The organism is Bradyrhizobium sp. USDA 4516 (genome assembly GCF_054055915.1).
On sequence record NZ_JBSRXT010000001.1, the window covers coordinates 6,154,861 to 6,171,448 of the forward strand.

At 65.1% G+C, this 16,588-nt stretch carries 15 protein-coding genes; 11 read left to right on the plus strand and 4 right to left on the minus strand.

All coding sequences use genetic code 11. The features are described 5' to 3' along the window. Positions 1-8 precede the first annotated feature (8 nt). On the minus strand, positions 9-317 hold the full coding sequence (locus tag ACVI1L_RS28045) for a hypothetical protein (protein WP_156436515.1): 309 nt from the start codon (positions 315-317) through the stop codon (positions 9-11). A gap of 297 nt (positions 318-614) precedes the next feature. On the opposite strand from ACVI1L_RS28045, the gene ACVI1L_RS28050 reads away from it, so the two are divergent. From ACVI1L_RS28050 to ACVI1L_RS28100, 11 genes are all read left to right on the plus strand, one after another. Continuing rightward, complete coding sequence (locus tag ACVI1L_RS28050) at positions 615-1,727, plus strand: polysaccharide biosynthesis/export family protein (protein WP_082654016.1); 1,113 nt, start codon at positions 615-617, stop codon at positions 1,725-1,727. A gap of 31 nt (positions 1,728-1,758) precedes the next feature. Next, complete coding sequence (locus ACVI1L_RS28055) at positions 1,759-3,273, plus strand: O-antigen ligase family protein (protein ID WP_253640271.1); 1,515 nt, start codon at positions 1,759-1,761, stop codon at positions 3,271-3,273. A 58-nt stretch (positions 3,274-3,331) separates the two neighbouring features. Continuing rightward, positions 3,332-3,994 (plus strand): hypothetical protein, encoded by a 663-nt coding sequence (locus ACVI1L_RS28060; RefSeq protein WP_253640270.1) that lies wholly within the window; start codon positions 3,332-3,334, stop codon positions 3,992-3,994. 129 nt (positions 3,995-4,123) lie between these two features. Then, positions 4,124-6,397: a polysaccharide biosynthesis tyrosine autokinase gene (locus tag ACVI1L_RS28065; protein ID WP_076833217.1), complete on the plus strand. Its 2,274-nt coding sequence runs from the start codon at positions 4,124-4,126 to the stop codon at positions 6,395-6,397. Next, positions 6,381-7,223: a hypothetical protein gene (locus ACVI1L_RS28070; RefSeq protein ID WP_456784359.1), complete on the plus strand. Its 843-nt coding sequence runs from the start codon at positions 6,381-6,383 to the stop codon at positions 7,221-7,223. The genes ACVI1L_RS28065 and ACVI1L_RS28070 overlap by 17 nt, the downstream gene beginning before the upstream one ends. Then, entirely contained in the window at positions 7,220-7,978 is a 759-nt protein-coding gene (locus tag ACVI1L_RS28075) for a class I SAM-dependent methyltransferase (RefSeq protein WP_141340799.1), read from the plus strand. Before ACVI1L_RS28070 ends, ACVI1L_RS28075 begins: the two co-directional genes overlap by 4 nt. A 3-nt stretch (positions 7,979-7,981) precedes the next feature. Then, entirely contained in the window at positions 7,982-9,097 is a 1,116-nt protein-coding gene (locus tag ACVI1L_RS28080) for a glycosyltransferase family 4 protein (RefSeq protein ID WP_456784361.1), read from the plus strand. Beyond that, positions 9,094-10,386 carry an O-antigen ligase family protein gene (locus tag ACVI1L_RS28085; RefSeq protein WP_456784362.1) on the plus strand — a complete coding sequence of 431 codons (1,293 nt, stop codon included), beginning with the start codon at positions 9,094-9,096 and terminating at the stop codon, positions 10,384-10,386. The genes ACVI1L_RS28080 and ACVI1L_RS28085 overlap by 4 nt, the downstream gene beginning before the upstream one ends. Continuing rightward, positions 10,383-11,702 (plus strand): polysaccharide transporter, encoded by a 1,320-nt coding sequence (locus ACVI1L_RS28090; protein WP_456784363.1) that lies wholly within the window; start codon positions 10,383-10,385, stop codon positions 11,700-11,702. The genes ACVI1L_RS28085 and ACVI1L_RS28090 overlap by 4 nt, the downstream gene beginning before the upstream one ends. After that, positions 11,699-12,325 carry a class I SAM-dependent methyltransferase gene (locus ACVI1L_RS28095; protein ID WP_057020219.1) on the plus strand — a complete coding sequence of 209 codons (627 nt, stop codon included), beginning with the start codon at positions 11,699-11,701 and terminating at the stop codon, positions 12,323-12,325. Before ACVI1L_RS28090 ends, ACVI1L_RS28095 begins: the two co-directional genes overlap by 4 nt. Positions 12,326-12,410: 85 nt before the next feature. Continuing rightward, complete coding sequence (locus ACVI1L_RS28100; protein ID WP_057020220.1) at positions 12,411-13,082, plus strand: class I SAM-dependent methyltransferase; 672 nt, start codon at positions 12,411-12,413, stop codon at positions 13,080-13,082. A 21-nt stretch (positions 13,083-13,103) separates the two neighbouring features. Here the strand turns inward: ACVI1L_RS28100 and ACVI1L_RS28105 are convergent, their stop codons facing one another. The 3 genes from ACVI1L_RS28105 to ACVI1L_RS28115 all read right to left on the minus strand — a co-directional run bounded on the left by ACVI1L_RS28105 (position 13,104) and on the right by ACVI1L_RS28115 (position 16,513). Then, positions 13,104-13,823 (minus strand): class I SAM-dependent methyltransferase, encoded by a 720-nt coding sequence (locus ACVI1L_RS28105; RefSeq protein ID WP_076833235.1) that lies wholly within the window; start codon positions 13,821-13,823, stop codon positions 13,104-13,106. 8 nt (positions 13,824-13,831) lie between these two features. Beyond that, positions 13,832-15,142, minus strand: a complete 1,311-nt coding sequence (locus ACVI1L_RS28110) for a nucleotide sugar dehydrogenase (RefSeq protein ID WP_456784364.1) — start codon at positions 15,140-15,142, stop codon at positions 13,832-13,834. Between the two features lie 78 nt (positions 15,143-15,220). Further along, the gene (locus ACVI1L_RS28115) at positions 15,221-16,513 is read right to left on the minus strand and encodes a glycosyltransferase family 4 protein (RefSeq protein ID WP_456784365.1); all 1,293 of its coding nucleotides are present in this window, start codon (positions 16,511-16,513) and stop codon (positions 15,221-15,223) included. Between the last annotated feature and the right edge of the window lie 75 nt (positions 16,514-16,588).

Genomic DNA, 16,588 nt, shown 5'->3' on the forward strand with positions numbered 1-16,588 from the left:
ATTAACATTCAGAACGGGCGCAGATCGCCGTAACTATAGGCAGCCCAATAATCGCGGCCGCCATACGGTCCATAGGCGCCGTAAAGCGGCGCGCAGGAGTAGCGATCGGGACAGCCGTGCCAGCAAACCCGTTTCCACTGACAGACGTCGCCACGACAATATTGCAGCCGCTGACAGTTGCCGCCGACCCGTTGCACGGCGCGCGGGGCCGGGGAAACGCTTAGTTCTGCGGCAGAAACGGCGGAGCCGCCGAGGGCGCCTAGCAGCGGCAAGGCGACCATTCCCAACGCGATCGCAGGTAGCTTCCTGCGGGCCATCGAACCCTCAATCGGTTAACTCAAACCATCTCATTCACAGATAACGGGAACATCGGACGAAAGCAAAGCCGGAGTGACGGCGCGCGGGGCTTTGTCTCACGGCGGTGCGCCGGTGTCGCCGAATTGCCTCACTTCGCTAACATTATTTATCAATTGCATCGCAATATATCGCGGAAACTTGTGATTGTGATAGTCGGCGTGTTACGGCACGGCCGGAGTATTTGAATGTCGCGTGCGAATTTCATTCGGGTAATGTTATTGCTTGCGGCCGCCTGTTGGGTCAGCGGTTGCCATTACATGCCGACCAACGGTCCGACGAGCTCCGATGTCGTGGCCGGGCAGCGCGATCCTGAAAGCCTGCCCTATGCGATGGTCAAGATCACACCGCAGATCGAGAACGTGCTGGCGTCATTCGCGCCGCAACTCGCCGGCGGCATTCAGGGCCCGCCGCCGAAGGACATCCGCTTCGGCATCGGCGACGTCGTCAGCGTCACGATCTTCGAGGCCGCGGCCGGCGGTCTGTTCATTCCGGTCGAGGCCGGCGTGCGTCCCGGCAACTACATCACGCTGCCGAACCAGAACGTCGATACCGACGGCAATATCTCGGTGCCCTATGCCGGCGCGATCCGCGCCAAGAACCGCACACCGACCGAAGTGCAGCGCTCGATCGTCGATGCGTTGAAGAATCGCGCGATCGAGCCGCAGGCCGTGGTCGCCCTGATCGAGCAGCGCACCTCGCTGATCTCCGTGCTCGGCGAGGTCAATTCGCCGAACCGCTTCCCCGCCAATGCCGCGGGTGAGCACGTGCTTGACGCCATCACGCGCGCCGGCGGCCCGAAAGGGCAGGGTTTTGACACATGGGTCATGCTCGAGCGCGACGGCAAACGTACTACGGTGCCGTTCGGCCAGCTGGTCTACGAGCCCAAGAGCAATATCTACGCCCATCCCGGCGACACCATTTATGTCTACCGCGAGCCGCAGACCTTCGTCGCCTTCGGCGCGTCGGGCGCGCAGGGCCAGTTCAATTTCGAGGCCTGGCGCATCTCGCTCGCCGAAGCCGTTGCCAAGGCGGGCGGCCTGAACGACTCCTCGGCCGATCCGGCCTCGGTGTTCGTCTATCGCGGCGAACTGCCGGAGGTGGCCGCCAAGCTTGGCGTCGACGTCAGCAAATATTCAGGGCCGATCATCCCGGTCGTCTACAACATCAATTTCCGCGATCCGGCCGGCTATTTCCTGGCCACGCGTTTCCAGTTGCGCAACAAGGACGTGCTCTATGCGTCGAACGCGGCATCCGTCGAGGACGCCAAGGTGATGCAGCAGATCCGCCTCGTGACCGCAACGGCGAACGATCCGATCGTGGCCGCCTACAACGCAACCCTACTTCGTAATTCGATCAAGCTTGCGCCCTGATATTGGGGCGTGAGCCGGCACGGCCGGCTTCATGACACGTTTGCGATTAGCTTCCGGCTCAAGCGAGGCGACGGCGTTGCCGTGGCCGGTGCGCTGGTCATCGTGGCTGTTCTGCGCCGTCGTCGCTTTGGCGCCGCTGCCGCTCGGCTCGGTCGGTACGGTTGCGCCCGCGATCTGGTCCATCCTGCTCGGGATTGCACTGTTCGGGGTGTTGCCGATGCGCCTGCGCGGCAGTCAGCTCATGATCCTCGCCGTGACGGCGTTGTTGACGGCGCTTGCCATGCTGGTGCTGCACGAGCAGTCGGTCGTCCGGCCCTGGTCGGGTGCGGCGCCGAACGCGTTGTGGGCGCAGGCCGGCAGATTGCTGCCTGCCGAGCTGCCGCCGGCCGTGTCGATCGCGCGCGGTCAGCCGTTCTATTCGATCGGCGTCGGAATCGTTTGCCTGCTCAGCTTCGCCATCGGCGTCGTGCTCGGTGCCAACCGCGGACTGGCGCGCGGGTTGTTGCGGGCGGTGGCCGCAGCGGGGCTGGTCTATGCGATCTGCGGCATCATCACTTTCGTGATCGATCCCACCCGGATCTACCTGCTGCACGAGAAGCAGGCGCACCTGGCGTGGCTGACATCTCCCTTCGTCAATCGCAACACTGCCGGCATCTATTACGGTTGCTGCGCGCTGATCTGGCTGTTGTTCGGCTGCGAGCTGATCGAGCGGCATTGGCCGCCGCGCCGTGCCGGCCTGTCACGGCTGCTCGCGCGCCTCGATATGCCGGCGCGGCGCCGGCTCGCCGGCCATGCGTTCGGCTGGCTCGCTTGCCTGCTGGCGATGTTTCTGACCGGCTCGCGCGGCGGCGTCGGGGTCTCGCTGCTCGCCGCGGTCGCGGCTGTCGCGATCTTTTTTCGCAACCGGGTGCCGCGCCGCTACGGCATGATCGTGGCGCTCGGGGTCGGCAGCCTGGTCGCGCTGGCACTGCTGCAGCTTCTCGGCGGCGGTGTCGGCGCGCGCTTCAGCACGATGGGCCTGTCCGATGAGGGACGGTTCTCGACCTATCGCGCAACGTTGCGGATGATCTGGGATCACCCGTGGCTCGGCGATGGTTTCGGGACCTTCGAATGGGTTTATCCGGCCTATCGCACCGACGACATCTCGCTGCGCGGGACTTGGAACCGGGCACACAACAGCTGGCTCGAACTGGCGTCCGACGGCGGAATGTTAATGGCCGGCGCCGCCATGATCGCGCTGCTCGCGGCGTTCGTCGTGCTCGCGCATGGCGTGCGGACCCGTCGCCGCGACGTGATCGTGCCGCTCGCGGCGCTCTGCGCGTCGGTCGCCGGCGTACTCCATTCGATGATCGATTTCTCGCTCCAGATCACCGGCTATGCCGTTGTTATCGCGGCCTTGCTCGGGGCAGGCCTGTCGCAATCCTTCCGCTCCGGCCGGGGCGCCGGCGGTGGCGGCTCCGACCGTGACGCCAGTGTTACGGTCGGGCTGCCGGTTAACGCTGATTTCGCGCGCCACGGCCCGGCCGCGGCCGGCGCGGCTATTTAATTGGCGCGATAACTCTGACTATGCTAACGAACTGTTAGTATTCGTTAGGGAGATAGCTGTGTTCACATTTGAGCGATCCGGCGGCTTTTCCGCCCCGCGCCTTGCGATGTTGGTGATGCTGGTGCTCGCGACACCCGGTGGCGCGGCGCTGGCGGAGACACCTGGCGGGCTGATACAGCCGTCCCAGGCGGTCACCAATTTCAAGGCCAATCCCGAGCAGTTGCTGACCCAGTATCCGAATGCGGGCGTGGAATTGACCTCGCGGGCGCGCGATTTCGCCCTCAACGATCCGACATCGCTCGATCCGCTGATCGCGCTGCTCGCCAAGGCAAGCAAGGACCAGAAGACGGCGATCGCCGCCGGTCTCGCCCAGGCCGCGCGCATCGTGGTGCGCAGCAACCAGCCCTACGCGACGCGCATCCAGCAGGCGATTGCCGACACCAAGGATCTCGACACCGTGATGGCGTTTGCCGCTGCGTCGGGTGACAGCGGCACCGCGGCGACCGGCGCCGGCGGCGCGGGCAGCGCCGGTGCATCCGGCGGCCAGACCAGCGCGCTGGGCGCCAGCGGCGCCGGCGGCGGAACGCTCGAGGCCATCGACGGCAACAGCGTGAACACCGGCATCTTCAGCTTCACCTCGTCGGTCAGCAGTTCGGGCAGCACGACGACCGGTACCGCCACGGGCACCGGCACCACACTCATTTCAACAGTTACCCCCTGAGCGGACGTCCGATCGCCAATGGAGAACTTTCTGCAGCAACGCGCTTCGGTGTCGGCGGCGGGACGCTTCCCAGGATCATTGGAGGGCGCGAGGGCAGGATCCATCCTGCCGGCGCGGCGATAGGACGAGATGCTTCAGCGCAACCAGATTTCGCCGTCTGTCGATCTGAGAAATCGTCCGGCTGAATTGCCGTCGCTGGCGGAAACCTTTGACGCCTTCGTCACCTATCTGCTCCGGCAATATTGGGTCATCCTCGGGACCGCCGCGCTCTGCCTGTTCGGCGGCATCTGCTATCTGGCGACGGCGGCGCCGAGCTATACGGCGCTTGCCACGATGATCATCGACACGCGCAAATTCCAGGCCTTCCAGCAGCAATCGCCGGTGAGCGAGGCCCCCGTCGATTCCGCCGCGGTCGAGAGCCAGGTCGAAATCCTGAAGTCGGAGAATGTGGCGCTCGCGGTGATCCGCGACCTCAAGCTCAACGAGGATCCGGAATTCGTCGGCTCCAGGGCCGGCGCGGTAGGAGCCGTGCTCGATTTCGTGTCCGGCCTGCTCGCCGGCGGGGCGCCGCCCACCGAATTCGACCGGACCCGGCGCGCGGTCCGCACGTTCCAGAAGCAGCTCGACGTCCGCCGCCGCGGCATGACCTATGTGATCGAGGTCAGCTTCCGCTCGCTCGATCCCGAGCGTGCGGCGCAGATCGCGAACGCCGTCGCCGACGCCTATATCGTCGATCAGCTCGATTCCAAATATCAGGCGACGCGCCGCGCCAGTGTCTGGCTGCAGGACCGCATCCAGGAGCTGCGCACGCAGGCATCCAACGCCGAGCGCGCGGTGCTCGACTACAAGAAGACCAACAACATCGTCACCTCCAGCGGCAAGCTGCTCAACGAGCAGCAGCTCGGCGAGCTCAACACCCAGCTGCTCCAGGTGAAGTCGCAGGTCACCGACGCCAAGGCCAAGCTCGACCGCATCGAGGCGGTGGTGAAGGGAGGCGTCCCCGATGCGACGGTGGCCGATACGCTGAACAACCAGGTCATCACCAAGCTGCGCTCGCAATATCTCGAGCTTGCCAACCGCGAGGCCGACTGGTCGTCGCGCTACGGCTACAATCATTTGGCCGCCGTCAACCTGCGCAACCAGATGCGCGAGATCCAGTCGTCGATCATCGATGAACTGAAGCGGCTCGCCGAAAGCTACAAGAGCGACTATGCGATCGCCCAGCAGCGCCAGAACGAGATCGAGCGCGCCGTGAACGACTCGGTGTCGCAGTCGCAGTCGACCAACCAGGCGCAGGTCACGCTGCGCGAGCTCGAGAGCTCGGCGCAGACCTATCGCTCGCTCTACGACAATTTCCTGCAGCGCTACATGGAAAACGTGCAGCAGCAGTCGTTCCCGGTCAGCGAGGCGCGGGTGATCACCCGTGCGTCGCGTCCGCTCAGCAAGAGCCATCCGCAAACCTTGGTCGTGCTCGCGCTCTCGGCGCTCGGCGGCCTGATCGCCGGGCTCGGGCTCGGCGTGTTGCGCGACCTCTATGACCGGGTGTTCCGCACCGCTGAAATGGTCGAGACGATCCTCGAGGCCGACTGCGTCGCCATCGTTCCCCGCGTCTCGCCGGGCCAGATCAAGGCGCCGGTCGCCGGTCGTCCCAGTCTGCCGATCGGTCCGCGCACGATCCGGCGCGGCGACGAGCCGGTGCTGTGGGCGGCGATCGATTCGCCATTCTCGCGGTTCTCGGAAGCGATCCGCTCGATCAAGGTCAATGCCGACCTCAACGTCACCAAGCCGTCAAAGATCCTCGGGCTGACCTCGGCATTGCCCAACGAGGGCAAGTCGACGCTGGCCTTCGTGTTTGCGCAACTGGTTGCCCAGAGCGGGGCCCGCGTGCTCCTGATCGATTGCGATCTGCGCAATCCCTCGCTCAGCCGCAAGGTCGCGGCGACTGCCGAGCGCGGCATCCTCGACGTGCTGTCGAATAATGCGACCTTGCAGGACACGCTATGGCGCGATCCCGAGACCGGCCTCGCCTTCCTGCCTGGCGCTACGCGATCGCGCATCGCCCATTCGCACGACGTGCTGGCCTCCGACCAGATGAGGGATTTCATCGACGGGGCCCGCAGCCACTACGACTACGTGATCGTCGATTTCCCGCCGCTCACGCCGGTGGTCGATGTCCGCATCACCGCGCACTTCGTCGATTCCTTCGTCTTCATCGTGGAATGGGGCAAGACCCAGGTGCAGGTGGTCGAGCGTGCGCTGCGCAGTGCGCGAGCGGTCAACGAGAACCTGCTCGGCGTCGTGCTCAACAAGGCCGATATCGCCGCGATGAGCCGCTATAGCGGCTATGGCGGCAAGAACTACTATTACAACTCGCACTATGGGCGATATGGCTACACCGAGTGAGACGCACGGCGGGTTGCCCGGGCGCGCAGCCGCCTGGCTTGCGCGCGGCTTGCTGGCCGCGGTCGCGTGCTCGTCCGTCGCCTGGGGCACGACCACCTTTCCGGACTTTGTCGACCAGACCCGACTCGACGGCGCAAAGGACCTGATCCTTCGCAACGTACCGGTCAGCGACGCCGAGCTCGACAACCTCGGTCCGCTGCTGTCGCGCGCCGTGGCGGAGAAGGATTGCATGCCGGCCATCGATCGCAGCGCGGCGGTGATCCGGCTGCGGCTCGCCGAGAACGCGCTCGCATCCGGCGCGCAGGTCGACGCCCGGATGGGCGAGCTTGACGAAGCCGTCCGCAAATCGCTCGGCTGCGCGCCGGCCGATCCCTATCTCTGGCTCGTGCTGTTCTGGCTTCGCAATATACGGCAGGGCTTGAGCGACGCCAATTTCGACCTGCTGCGGATGTCGTACCGGCTCGGACCCAATGAGGGCTGGATCGTGGCCAAGCGCAGCGCGATGGCGCTCGCAATGTTCGACGCGCTGCCGCCTGACCTTTCGTCCGACGTGGTTGCCGAGTTCGCGCGTCTGGTGAAGACCGAACTGTACACCGAGGCAATCGATCTCCTGAAGGGACCGGGCTGGGCGCACCGCGACACGCTGCTGGCCGGCCTTGCAGCTGTCCCGCAACGGAACGTCGACATCCTGACCCGCACCATGGCCGACATTGGATACGATCTCGACCGCCGCTCGCCGGCGGAGCGGCGCAATTGGGAGCACAAATCGAACGACCGCCTCGACGAGCCTGCCCGAATGCCGCCGGAGGCGAGCGCTAGGCCATGACGATGGAATTTTGCATCGGACAGCACAACGCGCATTATGAGGGCGTCTATTCGGCGCAGGAGCGCGACTGGCGCCGCGTCTGCGCGGTCGACAAGGCCGATCATATCGCCGGCTTGCTCGGCGCAGCCGCCGCGAAGGTCGGCAATGTGCTCGAGGTCGGCTGCGGCACCGGCGCCGTGCTGGCGCGGCTGTCGGCGATCGGCGTCGGCCGCGACTTCACCGGCATCGACGTGATCGATCCCGCGACCAATCTGGAGATCGACGGCGCCGCTTCGGCTCCGTTCCGCTGGTCCAGCTATGACGGCGTGACGATCCCGTTCGCCGACGGATCGTTCGACCTCGTCTATGCCAGCCACGTCCTGGAGCACGTGCCCGAACCGCGCGCATTCCTGCACGAGCTCGCCCGGGTCGCGCGGACCTTTGTCTATGTCGAGGTGCCGTGCGAGCTACACGCGCGGACCAATCGCCGGGCGTTGCAATCGACGCTCGACATCGGCCATATCAATTTCTACACGCCCGACACGTTCCGCCTGGTGCTGGAGACGGCCGGGCTCCGCGTCACCGGCTTCGGCACCTATGATCACAGCCTGCCGGTTCATGCGTTCCATTCGTCGCGGGTGAAGGGGCTCGCCAAAAGCATTGTGCGGAAGTCGCTGTTGTCGGTCGGCCCGGCGTTCGCGACCAGGCTTGCGACCTATCATTGCGGGGCGCTCTGCCGGCGTGACGAGGCGCAGGCGCTGCCGCGGGACCGGTAAGCCATGGCGCCGCGCGTGGTCGTCTTCAACAACATGATCACACCCTACACCAACCGTCTCTACAACGAGCTGGCCAGCCGCGGGCTGGATCTCGCCGTGCTGTCCTGTACACAGCAGGAGGCCGATCGCTCCTGGGCCGGCTCGTTCACGACGCGCTACATCACGCGCACGGTGCCGGGTGTATCGATTCCGCTGTCGCGGTCGCGTCACACCCATGTCAATATCGGGGTCGGGCGCGCCTTGAATGCGCTCGCGCCCGACCTGCTGTTCGTGAACGGTCTTTATCCCTCGATGCTGGCGGGCGCGGCATGGGCGCGCGCCAACGGCAAGGCGCTCGCGCTGACGATCGACGGCTGGCGCGAGACGATGCCCAACACCGCCTATCACCGTCTGGCGCGACCCTGGCTGCTGCGCCAGTGCGACGCAGTGGTGTGTTGCAGCGACAAGGGCAGGGCGTATTTCCGCGGCGAAGGCGTTCGCGCCGACGATCTGTTCGTGGTGCCGTTGGTGCCGGCATGGGATCCGCCGGCGATTGTGCCGGCATTCGACGACCGTCCATTTCATCTGCTCTGGTGCGCCCGCCTCAATGACGACGCCAAGAACGCGATCTTCTTCGAGAACGTCGCGATCGCGCTTGGCCGGATCGTGCCCGGACTGAAGGTGCGCGTGGTCGGGTCGGGTGCAGCCGAGCGGCGCATGCTGGCGCGGCTCGGCGGTGCCGGCATCGATGTCAGCCACGACCGCTATCTGCCGTGGCAGGCGATATCGGACGCTTTTCTGCAGTCGCGGCTGTTGCTGCTGCCTTCACTGCTAGAACCGTGGGGCCTGGTGTGCAACGAGGCCCTGCAGTGCGGGGTTCCCTGCCTGGTATCGCCCCATGTCGGGGCAGGCGGCGAGTTGGTTTGCGACCGAGATAACGGCTATGTTTGCGCGCTCGATGAACAGGTTTGGGTCGACGCGGCGCGCAGCTTGCTCGAACATCCCGCGCGCTGGGAGGCGATGTCGCGGCAGGCCCGGCAGAGCGTGCGACGCGATGCGCTTGCCGACGCCGCGGCGCGTTTTGCGGCCGCGGTCGATCATCTCTTGAGGGCTCCGGTCCGGCAGGAGGCCGGGCAATGATCGGCAGATGGTGGCTGCGAACCGATGTCTTTCTGCACGCCTATCTGGTGATGGTGCTCGGCTGCATCTATTTCCTGTTCAATTTCATCGAGGGCATCTCGTTCGCGGAAAGGGCCGGGGAATCCACGCTGTTCCGCGGCGCCTGGCTGCTGCTCTACATCCTCCTGGTGCTGCACATTGCAATCGATCGGAAGCGCTTCGGCCTGCTGATGCTGCAGTCGCATCTCTATCTGACGTTCATCGCCTTCGCCCTGGTATCACTGGCGCTGAGCGCCGACCCCGCCGGCTCGTCGATCAAGTTCGCGATGTATCTGTTGACCACGATGTTCTCGGCGTGGGTCGTGATCAGCTGCCCGGTCGATCGTCTCGTCGATGCGCTGTTCCGGATCGGGATCGTGGTGCTGATCGTTCACGTCCTGCTGTTTCCGGTGATCGGCTCGCAATGGGATTACGACCCGCTGCATCGGCCGACGGTGCTCGGAACCCAGGCCTATGCCGGCGTGTTCGGTCACAAGAACCTCGCGGGCGCATTCTTCGGTCTCATGGTGCTGATCTGCTTCGTGCGCATGCTGGCAGGACCGCGCCGCCAGTTCGGCTGGACGCTGCTGCTGATGGGATGTCATCTTTTTGCGCTCGCCGCGGCCGGCGCCGCAGGTCCGCTGATCAGCATGTTGACGGCGCTTGCCGTGACCTTCGGGCTCGTGCTCGTGGTGCTCGGGCACAGGGGGGCTGCCTCGATCTATTGGCTTGGCCTCGCTCTTGTTGCGCTTATCGTGTTCGCCCTGCCGAGCGACGAGTTGTACGGGCTGGTGGGCCGCAGCGGAAACCTGACCGGCCGCTCGTTCCTCTGGTCGGTCTGGCCGCACTTCTTCTGGCAGCACCCCTGGCTCGGCTACGGGTTTTCGGGATTCTTCAACGAACTGCCGAATTCGCCGGTGAACGAGCTGACGAGCATGGCGCCGTGGAATACCGAGTTCGGCTCGTTCGAGAATTCCTATCTTGACGCCTTTCTCCAGTTCGGCCTGCTCGGCGGTGCGCTCTATATGCTGCTGCTGGCGCGCGCATTGTGGAACAGCATCGTCTTCGCGTTCGAGCGGAGAGGGATGTACTGCATGGCACCATTCGCGATGCTGCTGTTCGTCGTGATCGCGTCGGCCAATGACTCCAGCCAGCTGCTGCACAATTATTTCGGCTGCGTGCTGGTGTTCTGGTGCTATTTCGGCCCGGAGGCCAGGCTGCAGATGGCGCCGCGGCGGACATTCAACAGATTGCGGGTGAGTGAGGCGTGAGTGCGTTGACCAACAGGCTGGACCGGGCGGCGGCTCAGACCCGGGTCGCCGGTGCCATGAGCGGATTGCTTCGCCGGCTGCGGCATGCCGGGGGCAATGTCGCGCTTGGCCTGATCGATCAGGCGCTGCTGAGCGGGTCTGCCTTCGTGCTGACGATCGTGCTCGCCAACGTGCTCGACATCAATTCATTCGGCAGGTTCAGCGTCGCCTGGGCATTCTCGATCCTGATCGAGGCGGTGTTTCTGCGCGGCCTGTTCGACGACGGGCTGCCGGCGACCGCGCATCGCATCCCGAAGTCGCTATGGCCGCAGCTGCGGCTCGGCCTCTATCTGTCGTCGCTGCTCGTCTCGGGTGCGCTCGGCCTGCTGCTGGTGGGTGCGGGGCTTGTGATCGCAGCCGTCGGCGCGGACGCCGGCGGGCTCGTGATCGCAACCGGGCTCGCGATCCCGGCGGTTCGGCTGCAGAGCATGTTCCGCCGGATCTGCTATCTCGACGGGCGACTGCCGCGCGCGCTGGCGTCCTCGCTGACCTATTGCGTGGCGCTGGTCGTCTCGGCCGGGCTGATGATCGCGCTCAAGCTCGCCGGCGCCGCCGCGGCGATGGCGTGTATCGCGATCTCGGCCGCGCTCGCCGGCAGCCTGCTGCTGGCCCACACCCGCGAGCTGGCCTGGCCGCAAGCCAGAATCTTCCGCGGCTCGCTGCGGCGGCTGTTTCGGAACGGGCGCTGGTTCGTCGCGACCTCGCTCACCTACTGGATCGGCAGCATCGGGCTGATCCCGGTCTGCGGCTTCCTGATCGGGCTGGACGCGAGCGCGTCGCTGCGAATCCTGCTGTTGGTGTTCGCACCGCTCAGCCAATTTTGCGCGACGATGTTCTCGGTTCGCCTGCCGGAAATCGCGGCCGAACTGCGCGCCGGCCGGCGCAGCGCGGTCGCCGCTGCCGCGCGCGAAAATGCCCTGTTGCTCGGATCGATCGCCGCGGCCTATGGGGCGGCGGTCGTGCTGCTCGGCCAGCGCATTCTGGCGCTTGTCATCCACGGACAGAGCTATGAGATCGGCACCGGCAGCCTCGCCTTGATGGGCGCTGCGATGGCGCTCGACGCGGTGTGGCTCGGCCTCGCGCTGCCGCTGTTTGCGACCGGCAAGCCGCAGCGGTTCATGCTGAGCCGGATTGCCGGCCTCGTCGCGCTGTGCTGCGTCCTGCCGTTCGCAGCCGAGGCCTGGCAGGTGATGGGCGCGGTTGCGGCGATGGTGGCCTCCAGCGCGGCGTCGGTGATCACGGTTGTGCTGACCAATTCGGCGCGGGAGCGGACATGACCGACGACGCGCGCGGCGGCTCGCTCGAAAAGCTGCATATCGGTGCCTTCAATTGCGGCATCGACGGCTGGATCAATACCGACATCACGATGCACCTGTGGATCGCGCGGGTGCCGTTCGCGGCGAAAGCGCTACATCTCGCCGGCATGCTGAGCGATGCCCGCTATGCCGAGCATCGCCAAGGCAAGTTTGCCGGACTGCGCCACATGAACCTGACCAAGCCGCTGCCGTTCGCGGATCGCAGCCTCTCGGCGGTGTTCAGCGCGCACGTCTTCGAGCACCTGTTTCCCGACGAGGTCGAGCGGCTGGCGCGCGAGATCGCGCGGGTGCTGGCGCCTGGCGGGGTATGTCGCATCGTCGTCCCCGACATGGAGCGGATCGTCGCGCTCTACGATCCGGCGGCGCCGCTGGCTTTCCTCAAGGGCGTTTTCGAGATCGATCGCCGCAAGGAGGCCGCCTTCGCGCATCACTGGGGCTTTACCCGCGCCTCGCTCGCCGCGCTATTCCGCAACGCCGGCTGTTCGGAAACCTACACCCGTGCCTATCGCGAGGGGGTCTGTCCCGACATCGACCGGCTCGACAACCGGCCGGACGAGTCGATCTTCTTCGAGGCCATCAAGTGAGCGCGACAGCAAAATCGATGCATCGTAGCGTGAGGGATCGCGCATGCCGTGCTAGACCGGACCGACCGGTAGCAGGAGACTAACCTTGCTGGGTGCGATTCAAGCCCGATTTTCCAATGCAGCGCGCCAGCGGCGCGGCGAATTCCTCGTTCGCACCGTGAACCTGCCGCTTGATGCGAAAATCCTCGATCTTGGCGGCGGCACCGGCCGCCACATTCGCGCGATCCTGCCGCGCCATACCGACATCACGGTCTGCGACATATCTGCCGATGATTTGAAGGCCGCGCGCGAGCGCTTTGGATTCAAGACGGTCCTGCTCCGGGAGACCGAGCGCCTGCCGTTCGACGATCAGGCGTTCGACTTCTGCTTCTGCTCGTCGGTGATCGAACATGTCACCGGGCCGAAGCAGGATGTCGTGACGATCGAGGACGAAGCGGCGTTTCAGAGCATCGCGCGCGCGCATCAGAACCGTTTTGCGGGCGAGATCTCGCGGGTCGCAAAGTCCTTCTACGTGCAGACGCCGTACCGGTACTTTCCGATCGAAAGCCATACCTGGCTGCCGGGCATCATCGTCTTGCTGCCGAGGCGGCTGCAGATCGCGCTGATCGAGCGATTCAATCGCTTCTGGTTCAAGCGCACCGCGCCCGACTGGCATCTGTTCGACTGGCGCGAGATGACCGAAACGTTTCCGGACGCGAAGATCTATCGCGAACGCTATCTCGGGATGACCAAATCGCTGATGGCGATCAAGGCCTGAGGCAGCTATCCGCCTGCCACGTCAATCGTCGCGCCGGGCCAGGATGTTGATCAGCGTGCCCACTGCGGGCTGGCGATCGAGCGCCGGCGGCAGCGGGGAGCCGGCAAAGCTGCTCCCCAGCATCGTGAGGCCATGTTGCCGAAGCAGACCCTGCATGGCCGCCGGCGAGGTGTCGAATTTGGAGAACGCGAGATAGCGAAACAGCGGCCGCGCCGATACGCGTGAAGAGGCCGCATGCGCGAGCTTGTAGCTCCGGCGCAGCAGCGATCCGCGGTTTGGGATCGAGAGCAGCAACAGCCCGCCGGGCATGAGCACGCGATGCATCTCGGCGAGGCACTGCGCCACGTCGGGAACATATTCCAGCACGCTCGCGCACAGCGCGCCGTCGAAGGATCTATCGGGAAACGGCAGGCTTGCGATGGTCGGAATCTGCTGGAATTTGAGCCGCCCGGCGAGCGTGCCGTCGGCGCCGCGGCCGCGAGCCGCCGCAATCATCTCCGATGAGGCGTCGACGCCGGTGACGTCGCAGCCGCGCCCGGCGAGCAGGCGGGACAGCGTTCCAGTGCCGCAACCGGCGTCGAGCCAGCGCTGCCCATTGAGGTCTGCGTTCCCGAGCAGGCCGAACATCGCGGCCGTCCGCGCCCTGAAGGTGCGGCTCTGATGCAGCGTCTCCCACCCCGACGAAATCTCGTCGTGAAAGCGGATTTCGGGTCGCTCGCGGGTCCGGCCCATGGTGGCCATGATATTCCCTACCAGTGGAAGCCGCTCACTTTGGCGCGCACCTGCTCGGGCAATCCGATCTCCGACAGTTCGAGCACGACCTGGTCGGGACGGGTCGCCGTCAGCGCCGCAACGAAGCGCGGATCCGCCGTCGTCAGCACGATAATGTCGGCCCACTCGATGGTTGCCGTCACGTCGTCGTTCAACAGGCCGACCAGCTCCGGATTGCGCATCAGGAATTCCCGGTTGGCGCCGATCAGTTGCGACAGCTGCACATTGGGGTCGTAGATCCGGATGTCGCGCCGTTCGCCGCGCAGGCTCTTCACCAGCCTCACGAACGGACTGTCTCGGACGTCGTCGGTGCCGGCCTTGAAGCTGATGCCGAGGAACGCGATGCGGCGGCCCTCATGCGACAGGATCCAGTCGGCGCCGCGCGACATGATCATATCATTGCTCGGCAGGATGCTCTCGAGCACCGGCGTCGACAGTCCGCGGCTGTGCGCAAGGTGTTTCAGCGCCTTGACGTCCTTGGGCAGGCAGGAGCCGCCGAACGCAAAGCCTGGCCGCAAATAGGCCGGCGAGATGTTGAGCCTTGTGTCCTGCATGAAGATGTTCATGACGTCGCGCCCGTCGATGCCGAGCGTCTTCGCGATCGTGCCGATCTCGTTGGCAAAGCTGACCTTGAGCGCATGCCAGCTGTTGTCGACATATTTCACCAGTTCCGCGGTCTCGACCGGCGGCGTCATCTTGGCGCCCGGCAGGTCCTTGTAGAGCGCCATGACGCGGTCGGCGGTTTCCTGATTGAAAGCGCCGACCACGGTCTTGGACGGCGCGTTGAAATCCGCAATCGCGCTGCCCTCGCGCAGGAACTCGGGATTGAACGCAAGGTCGAAATCGCGTCCGATCCTGTTGCCGGAGGCTTCCTCGATCAGCGGCCCGACGGTGCCGCGGGTGGTGCCAGGCAGCACGGTGGAGCGGATCGTCACGGTGTGCGGCGCGTTCTTGGCGCGCAGTCCGCGGCCGATCTCGATCGCGACCTGTCGGATCGCGGTCAGGTCGAGGTTGCCGTTGCCGGACGAGGGTGTGCCGACGCAGACCATCGATATGTCGCTGTTGACGATCGCTTCGGTGGCGTCGGTGGTCGCGGTCAGCTGACCGGTTGCCACCGCGCGCGCCACCTTGTCCGAGATGCCCGGCTCGACGACCGGCGACCTGCCTCCGCGGATCAGGTCGACCTTCGCAACGCTCTTGTCGACGCCGATGATCTGGTGGCCGAGTTCGGTGAAGCAGGCGGCGCACACCGTTCCGACATAGCCGAGGCCGAAAATGCTGACGTTCATGCTTCGACCTTCAACAATCCAGGACGTGCGCGTGGCCGCAGCCGCGTCGCGTTTGACGTGAGTGAGGCGGCTGCGCGTTCAAGACGATGCCCGTCCGGAGGCTGCGTTCGCGCTGGAAGGTTGCGAGGTCGGCCGCTCGGCGGGTGCATGCGCGCGCGGTGCGGGGACCTTTCTGGCGAACAACGCCTCATAGGCCGCGAGCAGCTTCGGCTCCTCATGTGTCCACGAGAGCGCGCGCTCGACGCGATTGCGGCCAAACGCCCCCATCGTCTGTCGCAACGACGGATCGTCGATCAACGTGATGATCTTGCTGGCAAAATCCTTTGGATCGTTCTTCGCGGCATAGAGCGAGGCGTCGAGCGCCGAGCGGCGGCCTTCGCGAACGTCGAACTGAACGATCGGCCGTCCGAGCGCCATGTATTCCATGATCTTGTTCATGGTGGAGATGTCGTTCATCAGCGTGACGCGGTCCGGATTGACGCAGACGTCAGCGGTCGAGAGCATCGTGAACAGCGCGTCATCCGCGATGGCGCCGGTGAAGTTCACGTAGTCGGAGAGCTGCATCTCCTCGCAGAGCTTGACCACGGCATTCCACTCTGGCCCGGTGCCAGCGATGTTGAACTGGATGTCGGTGCGGCCGAGATCGTGCACGATGTGGCCGATCGACTGCAGCAGAAGATCGATGCCTTCCGATTGGCCGATCACGCCGACATAGCCGACGCTGTAGCGCCGGCCACGGCGCCAGGCCGGATCGGCCGGCCGCGAGCGCACCCGGTCGAGATTGGGGCCGGATCGCACCACGAAAACCCGGCTGGCCGGCATACCGCCGCGCGTGATCGCGATCTCGCGATAGGATTCGTTAGTCGCGATCGAGATGCTCGCCGTCTTGAAGGTGAGATATTCGACCAGCCGCAGCAGCTGCCAGAAGAAGTCCCTGCGGCCGAATTTCGCCTCGTAGAGCTCGGGATTGACGTCGTGATGATCGAACACGAAGCGCTTGCCGCCGAGTTTGAACAACAGGCCGATCAGGAAGATCAGGTCGGGCGGATTGCAGCCCTGGATCACGTCGAAGCCGTGCTTCCACGCCACCTTGATCGCGAGCAGCGTTTCCCAGAACAGCGCGACCGGATATTCGATCAGGTAGGCGGCGATCCCGCGCGCTTCCACGGGCATCGGATGGCGATAAATGTGAATGCCTTCGAGGCATTCGTAGGATTCGTCATGGCCGCGGCCCTTCGGGCAGATCACAGAAACTTCATAGCCCGCCTTGCGCAGCGACGTTGCTTCGCACCACACCCTGCGATCGAAAGGAACCGGAAGGTTCTCGACGATGAACAGGATCCGCCGCGGTGATGGTTCAGCTCTCGACATCTGAGATGATCTATACCATTGACCTAACAACATCACAATCCGACTAACATCGGCATTAACATGCGCGGCTTCCAC